This window comes from Peribacillus sp. FSL E2-0218 (assembly GCF_037992945.1).
GTDB classification, from domain to species: Bacteria; Bacillota; Bacilli; order Bacillales; family DSM-1321; genus Peribacillus; species Peribacillus simplex_B.
This window is the reverse complement of record NZ_CP150304.1, coordinates 4890284-4911773: the sequence shown is the minus strand read 5'-3', so window position 1 is coordinate 4911773 and position 21490 is coordinate 4890284. Positions and strand designations below refer to the sequence as shown.

The window sequence follows — 21490 nt, the reverse complement described above, 5'->3', positions numbered from 1 at the left end:
TGAGTCATAATAATATATAGTTGGACCATTAGAATACTATATGAAATGTTTGCCTCTGCGGCAAAACCAAAAATGTCTTACCTCACTAATTATAACTTAATAGCTTTACAAATAAACAACAATTTATTTACAATTAAACCACATTTTTTTACATCGATGTTCCTTATAGATAACACTATTAAGTTAAGGTTACATGTCGACTACATTGTATTCTTCTCTAGGGAACGTTAATTATAATGTACCTATGGAGAGAGAAGTATATTAAAAAGTATACAAATATAATATCAAACTCCAATCACTCTTATCTTATGGTCCCGAGAGATCATATATGAATCACATTTTATCATGTTTAGGAGGGAACAACTAGAGTAACTCCAGGAGGGCTTACCCGTTAGGAATGGAGGGGGACAGAGGGGCATCATGTATAGGCTCCAAATCTGTCGGTTACCATTGTAAGACACCTTTATTAAATGGAAGGAACCTGCTTTGACATCAAACATCTATCATTCGATATGCCATTCATGAATGGGGTGATGGGCCACCCAACCGATTTCAGCCAGTCAACGGCCATTCTGCTGAGCAAAAAGGATTGGGTGGTAATATATGGGCGGTTCAATTATCGGTTCCATGATATTGAGTCTACAACCAAAAAAGATTATGATTTTAACGTACAATATAGATTCATCTTATTTAAATAATTTGTTATAGGTGGTTTAAAATGATAAAGAAGCTTCTTGGAAAAAGAAAAGCAACAAAAACTCCTAAAATTAAGCTTAAACAAGTTCTGACCATTGGGCAAAAAGACAATATGTTGTTTATAAAAGGTGCATTTTCAAAAGAACATTATTTTGCAAAAGAAATATGGATATTTTCTAGAGACCATGAAGATAAAAAACTCAAAATTGCTGAAATTGCCGGTTCAGCCAATTTTGAGTTTGGCATAAATCTCGCGGATTTAATACGGAAATTAGAAGGCAGCGACCCTTCTGTTTATGACTGTTATATGAAGATTTCCGTTCCAGTTGAGAAGCTAAGTAAAAAAACAATCCTTAATATCGAGCATAAAGCTGAATATGTAGAAGGATCTGAACAGATCCATATAGAATATCCGATTCGTCTAGGCCGCTTTCAGGAAACGCACATTGAAAATCTGAATTTCTACTCCTTTGAAGATAATCAAATGATTTTTTCGATAACTAATAAAGGGAATTTATCTCTATATGTCAATAATCCCCCTAAAGTAATGATTAAGTCTCAAATTGAAAAAATAACCAATAAATCGAAAATGTTGCATATTAATGGGCAAATTTTCACCAAGCACTCAAAGGTCATAAAAGGTGAGGGCATCATCAGAGGAAGGCAAAGCGGCAAGGAATACAAAGCGAATATGTCTTTTATCCATAATCGTGAAATGCATATCATAAAGTATGGGCTGAATCGTTACATATATAAGATGATGCTGGATTTGGAACAACTGGTCAGTGCCGATTTGCAAGATGATATATATGATATTTACATGAAATTACATTTGCATGATCAGGAAGTGCCGAAATTGGTACGCGTAGGGCGTCCGACGACCAGAGCTAAGCTATTCACTAAAAAGACCGACGTCAGGTCGGATCAAACGGTGGCTATCGTCAACCCGTACTATACCTTTAAAGCATCCAACTTGTCTTTGGAAGTGTTCAATTTCCCTAAAGAAAGTTATCGATATTTAAAAAGGATGATGGGGTGGAGGCGAATTCTCGGTTCATTTAAAAAGAAAAAAGATGTCTGGTTAATTGGAGAAAGAACGTATAAAGCCCAGGATACCGGCTATCATTTTTTTAAATACATGAGGGAAGAACATCCTGAAAGGGAAGTTTATTATGTAATAGAAGAAAATTCCGTCGAAGCCAAGAACGTCGAGCCCTTTGGAAATGTACTATATTTCAAATCAAAGGATCATATTAAAAAGACATTGGAGTCCACACGCATCATTGCTTCACATCATCCAGACTATTTATATCCTTTAAGAACATCTGAATTTAAAAATCGGGTTAAGGGTGTTAAGGTGTTTCTTCAGCATGGTGTTATGGGTACGAAAAACATGGTGGCGAACTATGGAAAAAAGGCCACTTCCGGTTTTAATACGGATGTGTTCCTAGTAAGTTCAGAATTCGAAAAGGATATGATCGTAACCGATTTTGGATATAACGAAAAAGAAGTATTCGCAACAGGACTATCCAGGTTCGACTCACTGTTCAAGGACGACGTTTTAATGAAACGGCAGCTGTTGATCATCCCGACCTGGAGAGATTGGATCACTTCCGATGAAATATTTTTGGAAAGCGAGTATTTTGAAAGGTATCAGAAATTGGTGAATCATCCGGTTTTACATGAATTATCTGAAGAAAATGGGTTTGAAATCATTTTTTGCCTTCACCCTAATATGCAGAAATTCACTGCTTATTTTAAAGATGCGCCAGTTAGGGTAATAAGTCAGGGTGAGGTGGATGTCCAAAGATTGATCAAGGAAAGTGCGATCATGATCACGGATTATTCAAGTGTCGCTTTTGACTTTAGTTTCCTGCATAAACCGGTGATTTACTATCAATTCGATAGGAATCGTTTCATAGGCAAAAGGCCATCACATTTGGATTTGGATAACGACCTTCCCGGTGAAATCGTTAATGAATTGGATGAATTGCTGGATAGGTTAGCCGAATATGCCAAAAATGATTTTGTCATGAAGCAAAAGTATATCGACAAGGCTGACCGCTTCATAAAATATCGCGATGTACATTCCAATTCGAGAATATTCGAAGTGATTCAGCATGCAAAAAAGGATCAAGATACGTTCATTAAAGTGTATAACCATCCGTTCCTTAAACTTGTTATGACTCGATTTAGAAAAAGTGAATATTATTTCCCTGTGATGAAAAAAGCATATAAAATGATGTCTAGACTTCTCCCTGTCGATAAGAACCTCATTCTGTTTGAAAGTGGAATAGGCAAGCAATTCGCAGACAGTCCGAAGTATATTTATGAAGAGTTACTTAAAAGGGACAATAAACATAAAAAAGTTTGGGTCTATAATGGCAATTTACCTGTAAAAGGGAAGAATACGAAGCTGATAAAGCGCCTAAGCCCGGAATACTATTATTATTTAGCCAGAGCAGGATACTGGATAAATAATCAAAATTTCCCTACCTATATAAGCAAAAGGAAGGAAACGACTTATATCCAGACTTGGCATGGCACCCCCCTGAAAAAAATGCTATTCGATATAGAACAGATACAGGGAAGGGACGAAGGTTACTTAAATCGGGTGCATGCGGCGACCAAAACATGGGATTACTTAATATCACCGAGCGAATACGCATCCACGGCCTTCAGAAGTGCCTTTAAATATGAGGGGGAAATATTGGAAACGGGGTACCCGAGAAATGATCTGTTTTATAAGGAAGACGCTTCCATCATTGCCGAATCCGTTTCGGACAAGCTGAAGATTCCAAAAGGGAAGAAAGTCATCTTATACGCCCCTACATTCCGGGATAATCAAACATCGAAAAATAATAAATTCGTTTTCGAGTTGAAATTCGATTTGGAAAGAATGAAGCAAGCGCTTGGCGATGAATATGTCCTATTGTTGAGGATGCATGTGGTCATAAGTAATAACCTCAGCATACCGAGCGAATTCGGGGATTTCGTCATGAATGTATCCAATTATTCAGATATACAGGAACTATACCTGATTTCTGACATATTGATCACGGATTATTCTTCAGTCATGTTCGACTATGCGAATACTGCCCGGCCGATTCTGTACTATACTTATGATCTGGAGGATTACCGAGATAACATCCGCGGATTCTATATGGATTTTGATAAAGAAGCACCAGGTCCATTTTTGAAAACGACCGAGGAGCTTATCGATGCCATTACCAATATCAATGGAATAAACAGTGAATATAAAGAAAGATATCGTCTATTCAGGGAAAAATATTGCGGCATAGAGGACGGTAAAGCTACAAAGCGAATCGTGGATAAATTTTTCGAAGATTGATGACTTAAAGGGTATTGTTCTTTTAGTATCTGGTGAACGGGCTGCCTAATCGAAACATGCACCTCTACACATAGAAGGAGAGGATTTCGAATGAATATCTTGGTACGTCAAAAAGCGAGGGAACTTTTAAAGGGCAGTGCTGTAAAAATTAAAAATAATCCGTCAAGCTTAAGAAATAAGTTTTTAGGAAAAGAAAAAAAAGTCACGATAGTTACTGCTGCTTATAACTCTGGAAAATTCATCAGGAAAACGATTGAATCCGTCATAAATCAATCCATCGGAATCGATGAGATCGAATATATAATCATTGACGACTGTTCGACTGATGATACGTATACAATCATTCAAGAGTATGTGGCTAAATATAAAAACATTTGTTCAGTGTCCCTTCAAGAAAATAACGGGTCCCCAGGGACCCCCAGAAACATCGGAATTGAATTGGGAACAAGCAAATATATAACCTTTTTAGATGCAGATGACTGGCTTGCGCCTGATGGACTGGAAAGCCTCTATAACATCCTGGAGGAAACTGGTGATGATTATGCAGTGGGCAAAACGGTTAAAGTCGAATCCGAGTCAGAAAGTGTTATCGGTGAGTTCGCTTCGGTTAAAGAAAGAAGAAGCATTACCCCACTGGATGTCCCGCACTTTTTCTATCACATGGGTCCTACGGCGAGAATGATGAATCTGTCGATGGTTAAAGAAAATGAAATTGGTTTTCCCAATATGAAATTCGGTGAAGATAAATGGTTCTTCACGGATGTTTTCTTTACGGTCGGAGCGGTTTCGACTACTAAAAAACCTATTTATTATGTCAATAGGACTTCAGAAAATCCAGCTTCTTTAACGCGCGTTACAAGTGTGCTGGACAAAAGAAAAGCGGATATTGAAATCATAAAGCATATTCAATCCAAAGACATTGCCCCTGAATTGAAAAAGATCGCTCTTAACCGGATTTATGAGTACGATTTAGTCAAATCGTTCGACAGCCAAATTTTCGTTAAATCCAACAACAAAGAAGATTTCATTGAAATATTAAGGGAAGCTGTTGAAACTGCGAAAAACTTGCCATATGATTTTCAGGATGAATTCAAAGTGCCTATTTATAAATTGGCGCTTGAACTATTCATGGAGGATCGGATTGATGATTTCGTAAGGGTATTTCAATGGTTAAAACAAGATGCCAATAAAAAATATCATATCGAAGATGGGTTGCCTTATTATGAACTTCCATTTTTGGAAGGGACATATCGCTTCGTCAGGATCCCGATGCTTGCTCGTGCAATAGATTCCTATATCATCGATAATGTCTACCACCAAAGCTTTGAAATATACGGTGATGATATAAACAGCATCGAGTCTGTATTAATACGGGATAGAAAAAGGATCGATAATGAAATCACATGTGACGTACAAATAGAAGGCAATCGAGGGCATTTCACTGTTTCGCTGGATGACATCGATAAAATGGAAAAGTCCCTATTTACAGTGTTTATTCGATATAATGAATATCAACTGATCAATATTAAAAGAATCCTCAAAAATAAGATGACGTATAATAAGAAGAATGTGGAGTTTTATACAACGGTGGCAAATAATTTGGGGCTGGCAATTAAGTCTTTGGAGTAGCTGTTCGAAGTACGCCAAAAAAGCTCCGCCTATTGTTGGGCGAGCTTATTTTTGGTGTATGTGAGGTCGGGGATGTGTCTCGATAAGCGGGAATGACGGTGCTCCATGGTTCATTTATATCAGCATTCACCATTATTAATTAATAAAAGGGAGATCGGATATGTCAAACGAAAAAACGGAAACCTCAAAGAGACCTTCCTTTCTATCGCTATTTAAACGCATCGCCAAAGCCATTATATTAAGAGGATATCAAATGTTCTTCGCAATGGCAGGCAGGGTATTGCCGGTGGACCAAAAGCTGGTCATGTTCGAGAGCTTTTTGGGCAAGCAGTATAGCTGTAATCCACGAGCGATTTATGAATACTTGCAGAGTCACCATCCTGAATATAAAATGTATTGGAGCGTGGATAAAAGGTATAAGGCTCATTTCGAAGAGGCAGGCATTCCATATCTCCATCGTTTCTCGTTAAGTTGGCTGCTTAAAATGACCAGAGCCCGCTATTGGGTAACGAACAGCAGGCTCCCGCTTTGGATTCCGAAGCCGAAGCACACGATCTATTTGCAAACGTGGCATGGGACGCCACTAAAGAAGCTTGCGGCCGACATGGAGGAAGTTCATATGCCGGGGACGACGTCGGAAAAATATAAAGAAAATTTCCATGCCGAATCAAGAAAATGGGATTATTTACTATCGCCGAATGCTTATTCAACGGAAATATTCGCCCGCGCCTTCAACGTCGATCCTACTAAAATTCTGGAAACTGGTTATCCCCGTAATGATTTACTTTACAATGGGAATAATCGTGATACAATCGACTCATTGAAACAGAAGTTGGGTATTCCCTTAGAGAAAAAAATCATTTTATATGCTCCCACTTGGAGGGACGATGAGTTCTATGATAGGGGAAAATATAAGTTTGAACTAAAGCTGGATCTGAATCGAATGCAACGGGAATTGGGAAACGAGTATGTCATCTTGCTCCGACTTCATTATTTGGTTTCCGAGAACATGGATTTATCGGCGTATCAAGGGTTTGCCTATGATTTATCCAGTTACGAAGATATAAGCCATTTGTATCTTATTTCGGATTTATTGATTACCGATTATTCATCCGTATTCTTTGATTACGCAAATCTGCAGCGTCCGATGCTCTTTTTTGTATATGATATCGAAAAATACAGGGACAAGCTTCGCGGGTTTTACTTTGATTTCGAAAACAATGCACCTGGTTCGTTAGTAAAAACATCCGATGCGGTCATTGATAGTATCAAGAAGATTAAATTTGAAAATACGAATGATATCAATCATTTTCACGAACGGTTTTGTGCACTTGAAGATGGCCAGGCTTCACGCCGTGTCGTAGAAAAAGTGTTTTTAGGAAGGTCTGTGTAATATATGAGTTCAGCTTTGACCGTTTTAAAAGAACAAATCAACAATTTTTATTTAGTCAGGCGCTTATCCGTCTATGAGGTAAAAAGCGCCAATAGCAATAACTATCTTGGAATCCTATGGGAAATCATCAATCCGATGATCCAAATTTCAATTTATTGGTTTGTGTTCGGTTTCATCATCTTAAATCGCGGTGACAACTTCCTTCCATGGCTGATGGCGGGAATCGTGGTCTGGTTTTTTGTGAATCCGGCTACAACCCAAACATCAAAATCGGTCTATTCCCGACTGAATATGGTATCCAAGATGAGTTTCCCGATGAGTGTCATTCCTTCTTATGTCATCTTTGCTAAACTGTATCAGCATCTCATGCTGCTTGGAGTCATCATCATCCTATTAAGCTTCACGGGATATTTCCCTACAGTTTATATCATACAACTTCCGTATTATGTTGCCGCAACGGTTGCGCTCTTGTTTTCATTTGGCTTGATTACTTCAACGGTATCAACCATCATTCGTGACGTTCATAATCTAATCGTGTCCTTAATGAAAGTTTTGTTTTATTTAACGCCAATCCTCTGGGTATTGGATGCCAAGGAGCACCCGCTCATTCTCAATATCATGAAGCTGAATCCGCTCTATTATATTGTGGATGGGTATCGCGCTTCGTTATTGGGGGAATCATGGTATCTGATCGAGCATTGGGAATATACGCTTTATTTCTGGGCAGTCATTATCATTTTGTTTATGATAGGTTCCTCGCTGCATGTTAGATTTAGAGATCGCTTTGTTGACTTTAAGTAAACAGGAAGTGAGAAAAGTTGGAAAAATCTGTAATAGTAAAAGATGTAACGAAAAAGTATAAATTATATAATAAAAACTCGGAAAAATTATTGGACCTCCTTTTGCCTAAAAGCTATGGGGAGGAGTATTTTGCCTTGAGGAATGTAAGTTTTGAAGCGGAGAAGGGCGATGTAATAGGATTTGTCGGTGTGAATGGATCCGGGAAATCCACTTTGTCCAATATCATTGCCGGCATTATCCCGCCTACTGACGGAAATGTCCAAACGAACGGGAAAACGGCTTTGATTGCCGTTGCCTCGGGCCTGAATAATCAATTGACCGGCAGGGAAAACATTGAGCTGAAAATGCTGATGCTTGGATTCGATAAGCAGCGGATCAAAGAACTTGAACCTGAGATCATCGAGTTTTCCGAGCTAGGCAAGTTCATTGACCAACCGGTGAAATCTTACTCAAGCGGTATGAAATCGAGGCTCGGTTTTTCCGTTTCCGTGCATATCGACCCTGATATCCTGATCATTGATGAGGCCTTATCTGTCGGGGATAAAAACTTTGCTGAAAAGTGCTTGGAGAAAATGAACGAATTCAAGGAAAAAGGCAAAACGATGTTCTTTGTCAGCCATTCAATCGGTCAGATGAAGAAATTTTGCCAAAAGGCTTTATGGCTTGAGTATGGGGAGCTAAAGGCGTATGGTCCCATGAAAGAAGTCATGCCGCAATACGAAGCATTCTTGAAGGAATATAACGCCATGTCCAAAAAAGAACAGAAAAAATACCGCGATGAACAAATGAAAAGACGAAGTTCACAGCTCGTATGAAAAAATAAGCAGCCCCAATTCATTGGGACTGCTTGTTTTTTTTAGAGCACTTCATTGTAAGCGGTCTCGAACCGCTTGGCTGCGGAGAGGTGCGAATATTCGCCTTCCATTTTTGATCGTGCCCTCGAAGCTAACGTGGATGCATATGGAGGATCATGAAGTAATTTTAAGATGGATTGTGCAAGTGCCTTTGTATCCTTCTCCTTTACAAGTAGGCCATCCTCACCATCCACAATGATTTCCTTCAAGCCTCCGATTGCACTGGCAATGACGGGGGAGCGGCAGCTCATCGCTTCCAATGCAGAAATGGAAGTAGCCTCTTCCACCCCGTGCGAGTGTACGCTTGGGATGAGGACGACATCTGATGCTTCATAGAGATGATGCATATTCTCGAACGGCACGGACCCGATGAATCTTACGGAATCGGTTAATTGGAGACTGGCTGCCGTTTCCTCGAGCCGGGCGAGCTGCTCCCCTGTGCCGGCATAGACCAATATCGTTTCCTGATGGGCTTTGAGCACCTCCGGCAGGGCAAGGAGCGGATAAATGACGCCGTTCTTTTCTGTCATCCTTCTAGGCACGAAAAGCATCTTCTTATGTAGGGGGATCTGGAAATCCTGACGGGTTTGCTCCCGTTTCGCGCTTTCCGGTGCAAAAGCTGACAGGTCAATGAAGTTTTTGATCGCTTCCGCCTCGATATGGGCTAAATGGTGTATATAATCTTTGATTCTCTGGTCGACCGTCACGACTTTTGCTGCGGATTGATAAGCTTTTCGTTCAAGCTCCCGAATGGTCAAATCTTCTGCACTATCCGGGAGGAGCGCCCCCCTGCTGACTGCCTCGAATGAATAATACCCATGGACGGTTTGCACCGTTGGAATTCCGGATTCAACGGACGCGAGCGTAGCGAAAATATCCTGTGCATTAATGACATCATAGTGCTTATTCAAGCTTTTTATCGAAGAAGCCAATAATTTTTGGCGTTGTCTGTCATTGAAGAGCTGGCCGCTTCCTTGTTTTACTTTGTTCAATAAAAAACCGGGTGCCTGGGCGAGCATTTTCTTCTTGAAATGGGGTAATTGGGAGAAAGATAATACGTCTACCGTATGTCCCCGTGACATCAGCCCTTTCTTCAATGTCGTGATATGACTGGAAAGCCCCCCTTCGTGAGGGTAGTCGAATATCGTTGTAATCAATATGTTCATGATCGGCACTCCTTTTCCTTCATTTCGATTTGAGCCTGCTCCATGATTTCAGGCTGCTCACTTTAAAAACCATCGATAATCCGAGGTACAGTCCAAATACCAATAACGAGATGAACACTAGTTCCACAATGATGGGGAACGCCAAAGCAAGCGGGTGAAGCCATCGGGCAAGTCCGTAAATGATGGCTCCGATGATGAGCAGCTTGCCGCTTTCGAGCAAGACATCCCTGAAAACCGCGGTGTCCTTCCTCCCGTCAGCCTTCAGCCAAAGGCAGCAAAACAGGTAGAGCGATTGAAGGAGCATGGAAATCCCTGTAGCCATGGCAATGCCGCCGACTCCGAGATGCCGCGATAGGAACCAGCTGAGCATGACGTTAAGGAGTACGGCGAACAAGCAGGAATACATGGCCGCTTTTGTTTTTTTTAAGGCATAGAAAGCGTTCATCAAATAATCCCTAAGTGCAAAGAAAGGGAGGGCGGCTGAATAAAAGAAAAATGCCGTATAAGTCGTTTCGGTAGCCGAAGCATCAAAAGCCCCGCGTTCAAAAGCCAAGGTAATCAAGCCATTTCCGCTGACTAACATGACGATCACGAAAGGCACCGCCAAAAAAACAAGTGATTTCATCCCTCTTAAGGTCAATTCGAGGAAAGCATTGTAGCTGATGAGCGCCCGTTCGACGATGGAAGGATACAAGACGGTAATCAGCGGTGTGAGGACAATGCTTAACGGCAGCCATAATAGCCGGTTCGCATAGTTCAGCGCCGCTACGCTCCCGGTTTCGAGCGAGGTGGCGATGATCCGGTCCACGACACTATTCAGCTGGATGGCCAGAGCAGCGATGATGATCGGATAAAAGGTGGACAGTGTTTGGACGATCTGCCGCTTATGAGGCAGGAAAGAGAGGACGGGCCGGATGCCGTATCTCTTCAATGACGGGTATTGAATCAGGAATTGGCTGGCTGCACCGAATACAAAGCCCCAGGCCACCCCCTCCACCCCAAAGGGGGCAGCACACAACACGGTGGCCACTATAATGACCGTGTTTTGGGCAGTGGAAGTAAGCGCCGGCAGGATGAAACGCTTATTCGCGTTCAGGACGCCGGTTGCCATGTATGAAAGCGTGAAAAATAGTAAGCTAGGCAGCATGATCCGGGTCAGTGATTCCGTCAGCTCAAGCTCTGCACCCGAAAAACCGGGCGCAACCAGCATCACGAGCGGCTTTGCGAAAATCATGCAAACAATGGTCATGACTCCTGCGGCCAGCATGAAGAAGGAACCTAATAGACTGATGAAATCGTCCGCCTTGATTGGATTTTCCGCTTTCTTTTCCAAATAAATCGGGATGACGCCAGCCTGGAGCCCGCTGCCGAGAGCCGTAAACAATATGGTGGGAATGAGGCTCGCCACGAAAAAAACATCTGCCGTGGATGAAGCCCCGAAATAGGCGGCTATGATCGACTCCCGGCCAAAGCCGAGAACTTTCCCGACGGCTGTGATGATGGTGACGAGCCCGACCGATTTAAGTACATGTGAACGAGTAGGCATATTTTCAATCCTTTAAAATGATGTCCTTTTGTAAAGTGATTCCCAAACAACTATAAAAAAACAAGGTAAACGTTTTATCCTCGAGAATATTGTAAAAAAGTCCGGCTGTTAAGGCCGCCAGCAACAGGCAAGCGGTGAAGGCTCCAAAGATCCCCTTTTTCGATGTCGCGATCTTGCGGAAGGAGACAATGATGAAAGTGAGAATGGCAAGAAAACCAAGCATGCCTGTCTGAACCAGGATCTGGATATATTGATTATCCGTATACATCCTTTCTCCTATTTGATATTCACCATAGATCGGCGAAGGGAAGGAAAGGGTGGCGGAATCCCCGAATGTCGCAAGCCCCGTACCTATGATGGGATGGTCCTTGAAGATTTCGATGCCCTTGAACACGACATATAAGCGTCCCCATTCCGTACTCTGGTGAAGAATCTTATCTGAAAACATTTCCGAAAAACGGCCGGACAGGGCCTGTTCATGATCGGAAGCGGTGTTGCTCCCGATCACCAGATTATCCATCGGAACGGCAGCGGATAGCTCGACTTTATTTGAAGCGAATAAAACTGGGTAGTAAATGAAAAGCAGTCCCAGCAAGCATGCCCCTAATGAATAGGTAAGAAATGATTTATTTCTCGTCCAAAATACGAAGACGAGCGCCGCGAACCCAAATGCAATCATCGTCCCCCGCGAATAGGTGAGCAATAGCGTCCCGGCAAGCAAGATTGATGCCAGAAAGACGAGGACTTTGTATTTTTTCAGCGAGCGAAATAGGAAAAAGCTTAGAAACAGCTGAATGCTTAAGTAAAGGGCGAACACATTAGGGTTGGCAGCCGCCCCATAGATTCTCATCTTGTTCGCAGAAGAGAGGTTCCACATTTCCCATGCATGGGGAAGCAGGATCGTACGCGAAAAAATTTTCTCGATTAGGCCATGAAGGCAAAGGATGACCGTAAATACTAGGGTTGCCTTCAAAAAGTGAAAGATATCCTTTCTTTCTAGATTTAATTCACCGATAATGTAAAGAAGCAAGAATGTTATAAGCAAGGCCCGGAGTTCAAAGGAAATGGGCAGGATTCCCACGCCGGTTATGAGTGCAGCTACTGTACCCACCAAGCAATAAAGCCAAAAGGACAAGGTGAAATGATATTTCGAAAATGACCAATCGTTCTTTTTGAACCTTTCCAAAATCAATGAAAAGAATAAGGTGAGTATGATCAGGTCACCAGAATAGGTTAGGCCGCCATTCAGTTCCATGAATAAGGGACGGGCCGGAAAATAAATGAATAAAATGAATAAGAGACTTTTTTTATTTATACCGACAAAAACGAGCATCAACGCCGTCGCTAAGTAGCCAATGATGGGGTGAGGCACTGCAGCGGCTACGAGCAGGCAAAGTATAAGGATGGGTAAAGCATATTTTTCTGGAAGCTTCAAATGAGTAACCACCTTTGAATCGATTATCAGGTTCTATGATGTGTATGAAAAAATTTCTTGAATAATACCCCACCCTTTAGATGTATAGTACATATGAAAGGCTGAAGTGAAATGACTGAAAAGTTTGTTGAAATACTCTCAATTCCATTCGTCGATAGCAATATGGATGAATTTGTGAATAGTATCATCTATCCAAGAATCATGAACCAGGAAAAAACGTTTGTCGTTACGGCAAACCCGGAAATCGTTGAATATGCCAATGAGCATCAGGATTATAAGGACATCATTCTATCGGCGGATTACATCACGCCCGATGGCGTTGGTATTATTATGGCCTCTAAATGGCTAAATCAACCTTTGGAAGAGCGGATTACAGGATTCGACTTGATGAATGAACTATTTCGGATCGCTGATGGAAAGGGTCTGAAGATATATTTGCTTGGGGCGGAGGAAGATGTGATTGAAGCAGCCGCCCTTAAAGTGAAACGGCAATACCCGGGAATCGAGTTGGTTGGATATCACCATGGTTATATTGATATAAAGGACGAACGCTTGGCTGTGTCCATTGCGGAACTCGAACCTGACATCATTCTGACTGCATTGGGGTTTCCTCGGCAGGAGAAATGGGTTTCAATGCACGATCCCTTATTTAAAAAAGGGGTATTCATGGGAGTGGGAGGAAGCTTCGACGTCCTCGCAGGAAAAGTGAACCGTGCCCCGGTTTTTTGGCAAAAGATGCGTCTGGAATGGTTGTACCGACTGATCCAGCAACCTTCCCGGTGGAAACGGATGCTCGCACTGCCGAGATTCGTTTTCAAGGTTAGGCGGTTAAGGAAAAAGGTGCAGCGTTCCTGAACATAAGGAGTGGACTGGATGAAAGTCTTGCATTTGAATGCTGGTAATGAAACGGGCGGCGGCATGTTCCATATTATGTCCTTACTTGACCAATTGAAAAAAGAGGAGTGCATGCTTGGGGTGTTCGAAGAAGGGGAACTCTACCGGCGGTCGGTTACGGCCGGGATAAAAACAGAACTTTTTCATCAACATTCCAAATATGACCTATCCGTTTTGAAACGTTTACGGGACTTTATCCGTCTAAATCATATAGACATCATCCACACCCATGGGCCGCGGGCGAATATATACGGTGCTTTATTGAAGCGCCTCATAAAACGCCCTTGGCTACTTACCGTTCACAGCGCGCCCCATCATGATTTCCTGGGCCAGGGCATAAAGGGAAAGCTGTTTACTGGCCTGCATGTAAGGTCATTCCAACATGCCGATCATATATTGGCGGTTTCCGACCGCTTTAGACAGGACTTGATCGATCAAGGAATCGATCCGTCCAAGGTCACGAAGATCCTGAATGGGATTGACTTCGAAAAAGAAATGCCGATTCCCTTTCAGAGAGGTGATTTCGGGCTTGGGGAAGATGACTTCATCATCATCATGCCTGCAAGACTGGAACCGGTGAAAGGCCATGAATATGCGTTGAAGGCATTGAAAACCGTGGTTTCCAAGTCACCGCATGTTAAACTAATGCTTGTAGGGGACGGGAGCAGGAGGAAGACCTTGGAAACGATCGTCCTCGAAACCGGTTTATCCGGTAACGTCATCTTTTTGGGGCATCGTGCAGATATGGAAAGAATTTATCCATTGGGGGACGTCACATTGCTGACATCCTTAAGCGAGAGCTTCCCGCTTGTTCTGCTTGAAGGGGCAAGGTCAAGCCTTCCTGCCATCACGAGCGATGTTGGCGGTGTGAAGGAATTGATTCCCGATGGGAGCAAGGGCTGGGTTACGGAAATCGGAAATGCCGGCAAACTTGCAGGAGCCATCTTTCATGCTTTGGAATTGAAGGAATCCGGGAAACTGACAAAGATAGGGTCGGATTTACAAAAATTTGCAAAAAACAACTTTTCTATAGAGATTTTAGCTGAAAACGTATATAATGTTTATTTGAGGATGAAAAATTAAAATAACCATTTATATATAGGTTTTCTTATAGATCGTTACGGGTATTAGATTTTTAGTTGAATTGAGGTGGTTCTTAATGTTAATTGGGGCCTTGTTGGTATCCTTTTTATTATCCATTTTTTTGACTCCTTTTGTCGGAAAACTGGCCTTTAAATTAGGAGCTACCGATAAACCGAATGAGCGAAAAGTGCATAGTAAAATTATGCCGCGAATGGGCGGTTTAGCCATATTTTTGAGTTTTTTCATTACTTTTTTACTCTTTACGAAAGATTTCTCGGGACAATTGCCACTCCTGGTCGGCGCTCTCATAATCATATTGATCGGCATGGCTGACGATATTTATGAATTAAGGGCTGCACCGAAATTTCTGGGCCAGATCCTGGCTGCCCTCATCATCGTATTGTGGGGCGGTCTTGAAGTGGAATTCATCAATTTACCGTTCTTTACCGATACACTGGAATTTGGGATGTTAAGTACACCGATCACCATTTTGTGGATTGTCAGTATCATCAATGCCATCAACCTAATAGATGGACTGGATGGACTTGCGGGCGGTGTTTCGACCATTGCATTAGTGACGATCGCAACGATGGCGCTTATCAAAGGCGATTTATTCGTTGCCACGGTAGCCTTGATCGTAATTGGAAGCACTCTTGGCTTCCTGAAATATAATTTTCACCCGGCAAAGATCTTCATGGGGGATACAGGAGCCCTGTTCCTTGGTTATATCATTGCCGTCCTGTCCCTGCTAGGGTTCAAAAACGTTACGATGATCTCCCTGATCGTGCCGATCATCATCTTGGGCGTGCCGATTTCGGATACATTTTTCGCGATTATCCGCAGGCTTGTCAATAAGCAGCCGATTTCCGCTGCTGATAAATCCCATCTGCACCACTGCTTAATAAATTTGGGGTTCACTCATAAACAGACCGTTTTGCTCATCTACGCCTTAGCTGCTTGCTTCGGCTTGGCAGCCATCATTTTCTCGTTTGCCACAATGTGGGGGGCCTTGATCCTTGTGACGGGTCTGCTGCTGATCATCGAGATTTTTGTCGAGAAGATCGGTTTGGTCAATTCAAACTACCAGCCGCTGCTGAAGATGCTCAATTTTAAAAACAAACCATGATAGATGAACAACTAGATTACTAGATTCTTGCATGAATTGTTTAAAAAGCTCCAACCGTGCCTGTACGCGGTTGGAGCCTTTTTTTGTTTAGGTTTACAGAAAAAACCCCACTTTTACAAGTGGGGTTTTTTATCATTCTTCTATTTGTGGCTGGACGGCTTCGGTTTGATTGGTGACTTCTTTAGGTCCCAAATTCAAATGTGATTGAAGCAATAGCTTTGTATTGGCTACGGATGTTTCATTCAGCTGATAATAGTAGGTTCCGTTAATGGTGGAATCCTGTCCTTCAAGCTTGAGTGTCTCAAGATTAAGGCCGTTATCGCCAGTTACATATTTTATGAAACCTTTAATTTGTGAGAATTGTAGGTTCGTTGTCATATTGTCACCGACAGCTTCCATTACGTCTGTATACTTCGTTAAAGACCCAGCGGATGTTGCCTTGGAGATGATGGCTTTAAGGACTTCCTGCTGACGCTCGCCGCGTTGGATATCACTGTCCTGTTTACGTGTCCGGGCAAAGGCAAGGGCTTCTTCACCATCAACCGTTTGAATTCCTTTTTCCAGATGGATCGCATTCTTTTTGTCATGTGAATCCATTTCGTGCATTTCGTATGGTACGTCCACTTCGATTCCATCCAATGAATCGACAACATCTATGAAAGCATTGAAGTTCATGCGGACATAATAATCGACAGGGACATCAAATAATTCCTCCACGGTGTCCATCGTCGCCTTTGGACCTCCGGCTGCATGGGCCGCATTGATTTTTGTGGTGACTCCCTTGGCAGGTACATACACATATGAATCACGTGGAATGCTTAAAAGTTTAATCGACTTTTGATCTTTATTGAATGTAGCCAGGATTAGCGCATCCGAGCGTGAATTTCCTTGATAGTCACGTTCGTCACTATCATCGATTCCTATGAAGAGGATCGAGAAATTATCTTCGAGAGGATCGACGGATGCACTCCGCTTCGCCGAAGCCTCCACCGGATCATACGAATCATGGAATACATTCTGTGCCTTCATATATAGAGTTGCAGCATAAGTGGAAGCGCCCAGGCCCAGTACAAGCAGGGGCACCAGGAATATCCACAGCCTCTTTCGCCTTTTTTTCTTTGTCTTTTTTATTTTATAGACACGCCTAGTAGTAGACATCTTTTCTTCTCCTTTTAAATAACGAACTTCAGACATAAATCGCTATTTTTCGAATCTATCTATTTATATTTCGTCATATATTAACCCTAATTTTACAATGATTTAATAAATTCGTAAAATAAATATTTCTTTTCAATTGTATTACAACCTAAAAAAGGAAAAAAATGCAGGGGGAAATCAGGCGAATGCCTCTTCCAAATAAAGCATTTCGCCTTCTGCGATCTGTCCTTGACCATTTGTCAGCTCTGTCATCCAGGAGATATAGGATTCTTTTTGTGCCTCTTCCGCGTATACGAGGATCGTTACCTGATCGAGGTATTGAATTTCCTTTATTTGATAGATGGAAGAACGTAATTCGTTCTCCAATTTTCCAAGCCACGTATAGTCGATCGTTGTCGAAATGACCCGCATTAACTTTCTGATGACGATGCCAGTGGCATTTATCCCTTCTGAAGTCGATTTGCTATAAGCGCGGATGAGACCTCCGGCACCTAGCTTGATGCCCCCGAAATATCTTGTGACCACTACGGCGGTGTCCTTCAAATCTTTTTTCTTAAGAACCTCAAGGATCGGGACGCCTGCCGTGCCGCTTGGCTCCCCATCATCGAGGGCCTTTTGGATTTGGTTTTGTTCACCGATCATATAGGCTGAACAATTATGTGTAGCATCTTTATGCTTTTTCTTGATTTCCTGGATGAATGCCTGGGCGTCTTCTTCCGTTTCGGCTCGGGTAATGTGCGAGATGAAACGGGATTTCTCGATGATGATTTCATGTTCCCCGCGTCCTGCCACCGTTAAATATTGAGTGAGCATACCTATTCCACCTTCATACTTACTATTAGTTGATTCATTATAAGTCTTTGTGTAAAAAGTGGCAATCCTGTTTCGTTTTTGGGGCAGATGTGTAAAGAAACTTTAATATAAGAAAAAGAAGTCCGTGTTATAATTAGTTCTATTGCCTGTCATGTGTGCAGCGAATATTATGCTTAAAAGAATAACATTTACGAAAAACAACGGGTTTTGGTCACAAGTCCTCGCTTGTTCCGATCGTGCCCGTTCAATTCGATGATTTTGCCATTTAATAAATCGATCTGTTTCATATAATAATCAATGGAGTGGAATAGTCGATTCGATTGAAAAGGATCATTTGTATTGGGCTAATGGGAATGGATTTGCCTTTAAAGGGTATGGTAGACTACCAATTCGGCCATAATACCTATAACCGGGAGATATGTACCATATATGTACATTTCGTAAAAATTTGACAATGAAATTAACGTATTTTTCTTCTTTTTTTGGTACAATATGTTCATGAAGGTTACTGCATATTAACGTTTCCTGAAATAACCATTCATGAAAAAGGAAAGAACTTTTTTCCATATACATAGTCTTTAAGACAATAAATTTTTTAAGTCTTTTGATTTAAGTGGAGGGATCTTAATGTCCATAAAAAAGGTTGATGCTAAGGCATTGGACAAGATCTTAGAAACAATGGTGAGCACTGTTAGTGAAAGCAAGGATGAAGTCTTTGACATCGGCGAGCAATGCCGCAAAGATTTTGAATCATTAACAAAAGAGCTTGATGATGTGAAAATCAGGGTTGCCATTGTAATAACCGACAGCGATGCACTGGATTCAAAAGCCAGATTTGCTCGAAAAAGGCTTTCCGAGGTCAGTATGCACTTCAACCATTTTTCTGAAGAGCAGGTACGGGATGCTTATGAAAGGGCACACAAGCTGCAAGTCGACCTGCAAATAAACCGGCAATTGGAGAAGGAACTTCGAAATCGCCGGGATGAACTTGAATTAAGGTTACGGGCCCTGCAGCAGACGATCGATAAAGCGGTACATCTTGTTTCGCAAATATCGGTCGTACAAAACTATTTGACCCAGGACCTGAAATTCGTAGGGGAAGCATTGCAGGAAGCGAAACGCAAACAAGACTTCGGCTTGAAGATAATTGAAGCCCAGGAGCAGGAACGCAAGAAGCTCTCGCGGGAAATTCATGATGGTCCAGCACAAATGCTCGCGAATGTCATGATGCGTTCAGACTTGATTGAACGTGTCCAGCGGGAGAGAGGTCCTGATGAAGCGCTCGTGGAAATCCGCAGTTTGAAGGTCATGGTAAGGAATGCCTTATATGAAGTGCGCAGGATCATTTATGATCTTCGTCCCATGGCACTTGATGATTTGGGCCTTGTTCCTACCCTCAGAAAGTACCTGCAAACCACCGAAGACTATAATGATGGCGTGCATTTGAATTTCGTCAATCTTGGACAGGTCAAAAGGCTTCCTTCTGACATGGAGGTCGCATTATTCAGGCTCGTGCAAGAAGCCGTACAAAATTCATTGAAGCACGCGGAGCCAAAACAGGTTCAAGTTAAACTGTCCATTTCGAAAGAGATGGTGACCGTTGTCGTCAAGGATGACGGAAAAGGGTTTGACAGTTCCATTCAAAAAGAAGGCTCATTTGGCTTGGTAGGAATGAGAGAGAGGGTCGAGCTGCTTGAAGGTGAAATGACGATCGATTCACAGCCAGGCGCAGGCACTTTGGTATTTATACAAATTCCCTATCAATTATAAATTATAGAGAATAGGCATTTTAACATTTTAAATAGAAACTAGGAGGAAGAAGCCGTTGAAGACTAGTATCATCATTATCGATGACCATCAGCTTTTCCGTGAAGGCGTAAAGCGCATATTAGATTTTGAATCATCATTCGATGTTGTTGCCGAGGGTGATGACGGAAGTGAAGCAATGGATCTCGTTGAGACACATAAACCAGATGTTGTTATCATGGATATCAACATGCCGAATATGAATGGGGTCGAAGCAACCAAAATGCTTGTGAACCGCTACCCTGAAACAAAGGTCATCATCCTTTCGATTCATGATGATGAGAATTACGTCCAGCATGCGTTGAAAACGGGAGCCCAAGGTTACCTATTGAAAGAGATGGACGCCGATGCGTTGATCGATGCCGTTCGTGTAGTGGCGGAAGGCGGTTCATATCTTCATCCGAAGGTTACGCATAATTTGGTTAAAGAATATCGCCGCTTGGCTGCCGACGAGGGTACCGATCGTGATTCCGTCCATACGATAGAAATCAGGAGACCGCTTCACCTCTTGACTCGCCGCGAATGTGAAGTGCTTCAACTTTTAGCTGACGGAAAAAGCAACCGCGCCATTGGCGAAACGCTATATATCAGTGAAAAAACAGTCAAGAACCATGTAAGTAACATTCTTCAGAAGATGAATGTGAATGACCGTACACAAGCGGTTGTCCTGGCTATTAAAAACGGCTGGGTAGAAGTGAAATAATTCTTCCGATTATATCCGGCTCTTCAGTTTTCGCAATGCGTACTGAGGAGCCGGACTTTTTTTACTTGTATACTTTTACAAATTTTAGGTATTGGAAAAGCTCTTTAATGCAAATGGAGGCATTTTCAGCTAAAATGTTGAATATGAACAAAAAGAGCAAATTTTTATAAGGATGGTACTCATTATGAAAACGGCAGTCGTAACAGATAGCACTGCATATATACCTAAGGAAACGCGTGAACGTTTACATATACATATGATGCCGCTTAACGTCATTTTCTCCAATGAAGCTTACCGGGAAGAAGTCGATATTACTGCGGATGAGTTTTACGAGGAAGTGAAGAGGCAGGAGAAATTGCCGACGACTTCACAGCCTCCGATCGGACTGTTCGTCGAGAAGTTTGAGGAGCTGGAAAAGGAATATGATGATGTCATTTCGATTCATTTATCGAGTGGCATCAGCGGCACGTATCAAGGCGCAATATCAGCCGGGGAGATGGTCGAGGGAATTAATGTTCATGCCTTTGATTCGGAGATCAGCTGTAGCGTCCAGGGATTTTATGTTCTGGAGGCGGCAAAGATGGCCCTTGAGGGGAAAGGTGCAGGAGAGATCATGGCCAGGCTCGAAGAAATGAAACCGTCCGTTAAGGCATACTTCATGGCGGACGATCTATCCCACTTACAGCGTGGGGGACGGTTAAGCAGTGCCCAGGCTTTGATCGGCAGCCTGCTTCAAGTGAAGCCGGTCCTCCATTTCGTGGAGAAGGTCATCGTCCCGTTCGAAAAAATCCGCACAAGGAAAAAAGCGATGAAGCGGATTGCCGATTTACTTGGAGAAGATGCGGCAAGCGGTGCGAAGTATAAAGCCGTCATCATTCATGCAAGGCGGGAAGCCGAAGCCAAAGACTGGAAAACCGAGCTTGAAGCACGATTCCCGAATGTGGAATTTGACATCAGCTATTTCGGTCCTGTGATTGGAACCCATCTTGGTGAAGGCTCGATGGGAATGGGCTGGTATAAAGTATGAACAACGGC

General features: G+C 42.4%; 15 protein-coding genes and 1 pseudogene. 11 read left to right on the top strand and 5 right to left on the bottom strand.

Going from position 1 to position 21490, the window contains the following annotated elements; all coding sequences use genetic code 11:
* Positions 1–718 precede the first annotated feature (718 nt).
* From MHI53_RS23805 to tagH, 5 genes and pseudogenes are all read left to right on the top strand, one after another.
* Complete coding sequence (locus tag MHI53_RS23805; protein ID WP_340372453.1) at positions 719–4048, top strand: CDP-glycerol glycerophosphotransferase family protein; 3330 nt, start codon at positions 719–721, stop codon at positions 4046–4048.
* Positions 4049–4138: 90 nt separating this feature from the next.
* Positions 4139–5677, top strand: coding sequence for a glycosyltransferase family 2 protein (locus tag MHI53_RS23800; RefSeq protein WP_340372452.1), 1539 nt, complete (start codon positions 4139–4141; stop codon positions 5675–5677).
* A gap of 232 nt (positions 5678–5909) precedes the next feature.
* A pseudogene (locus MHI53_RS23795) lies at positions 5910–7070 on the top strand (CDP-glycerol glycerophosphotransferase family protein); the annotation flags it as partial.
* Positions 7071–7073: 3 nt separating this feature from the next.
* Complete coding sequence (locus MHI53_RS23790; protein WP_061141222.1) at positions 7074–7871, top strand: ABC transporter permease; 798 nt, start codon at positions 7074–7076, stop codon at positions 7869–7871.
* Between the two features lie 17 nt (positions 7872–7888).
* Entirely contained in the window at positions 7889–8686 is a 798-nt protein-coding gene (gene tagH, locus MHI53_RS23785; RefSeq protein WP_340372451.1) for a teichoic acids export ABC transporter ATP-binding subunit TagH, read from the top strand.
* 41 nt (positions 8687–8727) lie between these two features.
* Here the strand turns inward: tagH and MHI53_RS23780 are convergent, their stop codons facing one another.
* The 3 genes from MHI53_RS23780 to MHI53_RS23770 are packed head-to-tail and all read right to left on the bottom strand — an operon-like array spanning position 8728 to position 12872.
* A complete protein-coding gene (locus MHI53_RS23780) occupies positions 8728–9891 on the bottom strand; it encodes a glycosyltransferase family 4 protein (RefSeq protein WP_340372450.1) in 1164 nt (387 codons plus the stop codon).
* A gap of 19 nt (positions 9892–9910) precedes the next feature.
* A complete protein-coding gene (gene murJ, locus MHI53_RS23775; protein ID WP_340372449.1) occupies positions 9911–11437 on the bottom strand; it encodes a murein biosynthesis integral membrane protein MurJ in 1527 nt (508 codons plus the stop codon).
* A gap of 4 nt (positions 11438–11441) precedes the next feature.
* Positions 11442–12872 carry an O-antigen ligase family protein gene (locus tag MHI53_RS23770; protein WP_340372448.1) on the bottom strand — a complete coding sequence of 477 codons (1431 nt, stop codon included), beginning with the start codon at positions 12870–12872 and terminating at the stop codon, positions 11442–11444.
* Between the two features lie 111 nt (positions 12873–12983).
* Here MHI53_RS23770 and MHI53_RS23765 point away from each other — a divergent pair, with 111 nt between their 5' ends.
* From MHI53_RS23765 to MHI53_RS23755, 3 genes are all read left to right on the top strand, one after another.
* Positions 12984–13727 (top strand): WecB/TagA/CpsF family glycosyltransferase, encoded by a 744-nt coding sequence (locus tag MHI53_RS23765; RefSeq protein WP_061141217.1) that lies wholly within the window; start codon positions 12984–12986, stop codon positions 13725–13727.
* An 18-nt stretch (positions 13728–13745) separates the two neighbouring features.
* Positions 13746–14849, top strand: a complete 1104-nt coding sequence (locus MHI53_RS23760) for a glycosyltransferase family 4 protein (protein WP_061141216.1) — start codon at positions 13746–13748, stop codon at positions 14847–14849.
* 76 nt (positions 14850–14925) lie between these two features.
* Entirely contained in the window at positions 14926–15975 is a 1050-nt protein-coding gene (locus tag MHI53_RS23755; protein WP_061141215.1) for an MraY family glycosyltransferase, read from the top strand.
* Positions 15976–16107: 132 nt separating this feature from the next.
* On the opposite strand, the gene MHI53_RS23750 is transcribed toward MHI53_RS23755, so the two are convergent.
* Positions 16108–17133, bottom strand: a complete 1026-nt coding sequence (locus tag MHI53_RS23750; RefSeq protein ID WP_061141214.1) for an LCP family protein — start codon at positions 17131–17133, stop codon at positions 16108–16110.
* Between the two features lie 177 nt (positions 17134–17310).
* Positions 17311–17946, bottom strand: a complete 636-nt coding sequence (locus MHI53_RS23745) for a YigZ family protein (RefSeq protein ID WP_100530820.1) — start codon at positions 17944–17946, stop codon at positions 17311–17313.
* A gap of 627 nt (positions 17947–18573) precedes the next feature.
* On the opposite strand from MHI53_RS23745, the gene MHI53_RS23740 reads away from it, so the two are divergent.
* The 3 genes from MHI53_RS23740 (at position 18574) to MHI53_RS23730 (ending at position 21482) form a co-directional block, all read left to right on the top strand.
* Entirely contained in the window at positions 18574–19716 is a 1143-nt protein-coding gene (locus MHI53_RS23740) for a sensor histidine kinase (RefSeq protein WP_061141212.1), read from the top strand.
* A 55-nt stretch (positions 19717–19771) separates the two neighbouring features.
* Positions 19772–20455, top strand: a complete 684-nt coding sequence (locus tag MHI53_RS23735; RefSeq protein WP_061141211.1) for a response regulator transcription factor — start codon at positions 19772–19774, stop codon at positions 20453–20455.
* 184 nt (positions 20456–20639) lie between these two features.
* Positions 20640–21482, top strand: coding sequence for a DegV family protein (locus tag MHI53_RS23730; protein WP_340372447.1), 843 nt, complete (start codon positions 20640–20642; stop codon positions 21480–21482).
* Positions 21483–21490: the final 8 nt, after the last annotated feature.

Bases quoted from the DNA above. Each gene is read 5' to 3' on its own strand.
- MHI53_RS23740 (WP_061141212.1), top strand. From the start codon at position 18,574: ATGTCCATAAAAAAGGTTGATGCTAAGGCATTGGACAAGATCTTAGAA.
- MHI53_RS23805 (WP_340372453.1), top strand. From the start codon at position 719: ATGATAAAGAAGCTTCTTGGAAAAAGAAAAGCAACAAAAACTCCTAAA.
- MHI53_RS23745 (WP_100530820.1), bottom strand. From the start codon at position 17,946: ATGCTCACTCAATATTTAACGGTGGCAGGACGCGGGGAACATGAAATC.
- MHI53_RS23765 (WP_061141217.1), top strand. From the start codon at position 12,984: ATGACTGAAAAGTTTGTTGAAATACTCTCAATTCCATTCGTCGATAGC.
- MHI53_RS23755 (WP_061141215.1), top strand. From the start codon at position 14,926: ATGTTAATTGGGGCCTTGTTGGTATCCTTTTTATTATCCATTTTTTTG.
- MHI53_RS23730 (WP_340372447.1), top strand. From the start codon at position 20,640: ATGAAAACGGCAGTCGTAACAGATAGCACTGCATATATACCTAAGGAA.
- MHI53_RS23790 (WP_061141222.1), top strand. From the start codon at position 7,074: ATGAGTTCAGCTTTGACCGTTTTAAAAGAACAAATCAACAATTTTTAT.
- MHI53_RS23780 (WP_340372450.1), bottom strand. From the start codon at position 9,891: ATGAACATATTGATTACAACGATATTCGACTACCCTCACGAAGGGGGG.
- MHI53_RS23760 (WP_061141216.1), top strand. From the start codon at position 13,746: ATGAAAGTCTTGCATTTGAATGCTGGTAATGAAACGGGCGGCGGCATG.
- MHI53_RS23750 (WP_061141214.1), bottom strand. From the start codon at position 17,133: ATGTCTACTACTAGGCGTGTCTATAAAATAAAAAAGACAAAGAAAAAA.
- MHI53_RS23800 (WP_340372452.1), top strand. From the start codon at position 4,139: ATGAATATCTTGGTACGTCAAAAAGCGAGGGAACTTTTAAAGGGCAGT.
- murJ (WP_340372449.1), bottom strand. From the start codon at position 11,437: ATGCCTACTCGTTCACATGTACTTAAATCGGTCGGGCTCGTCACCATC.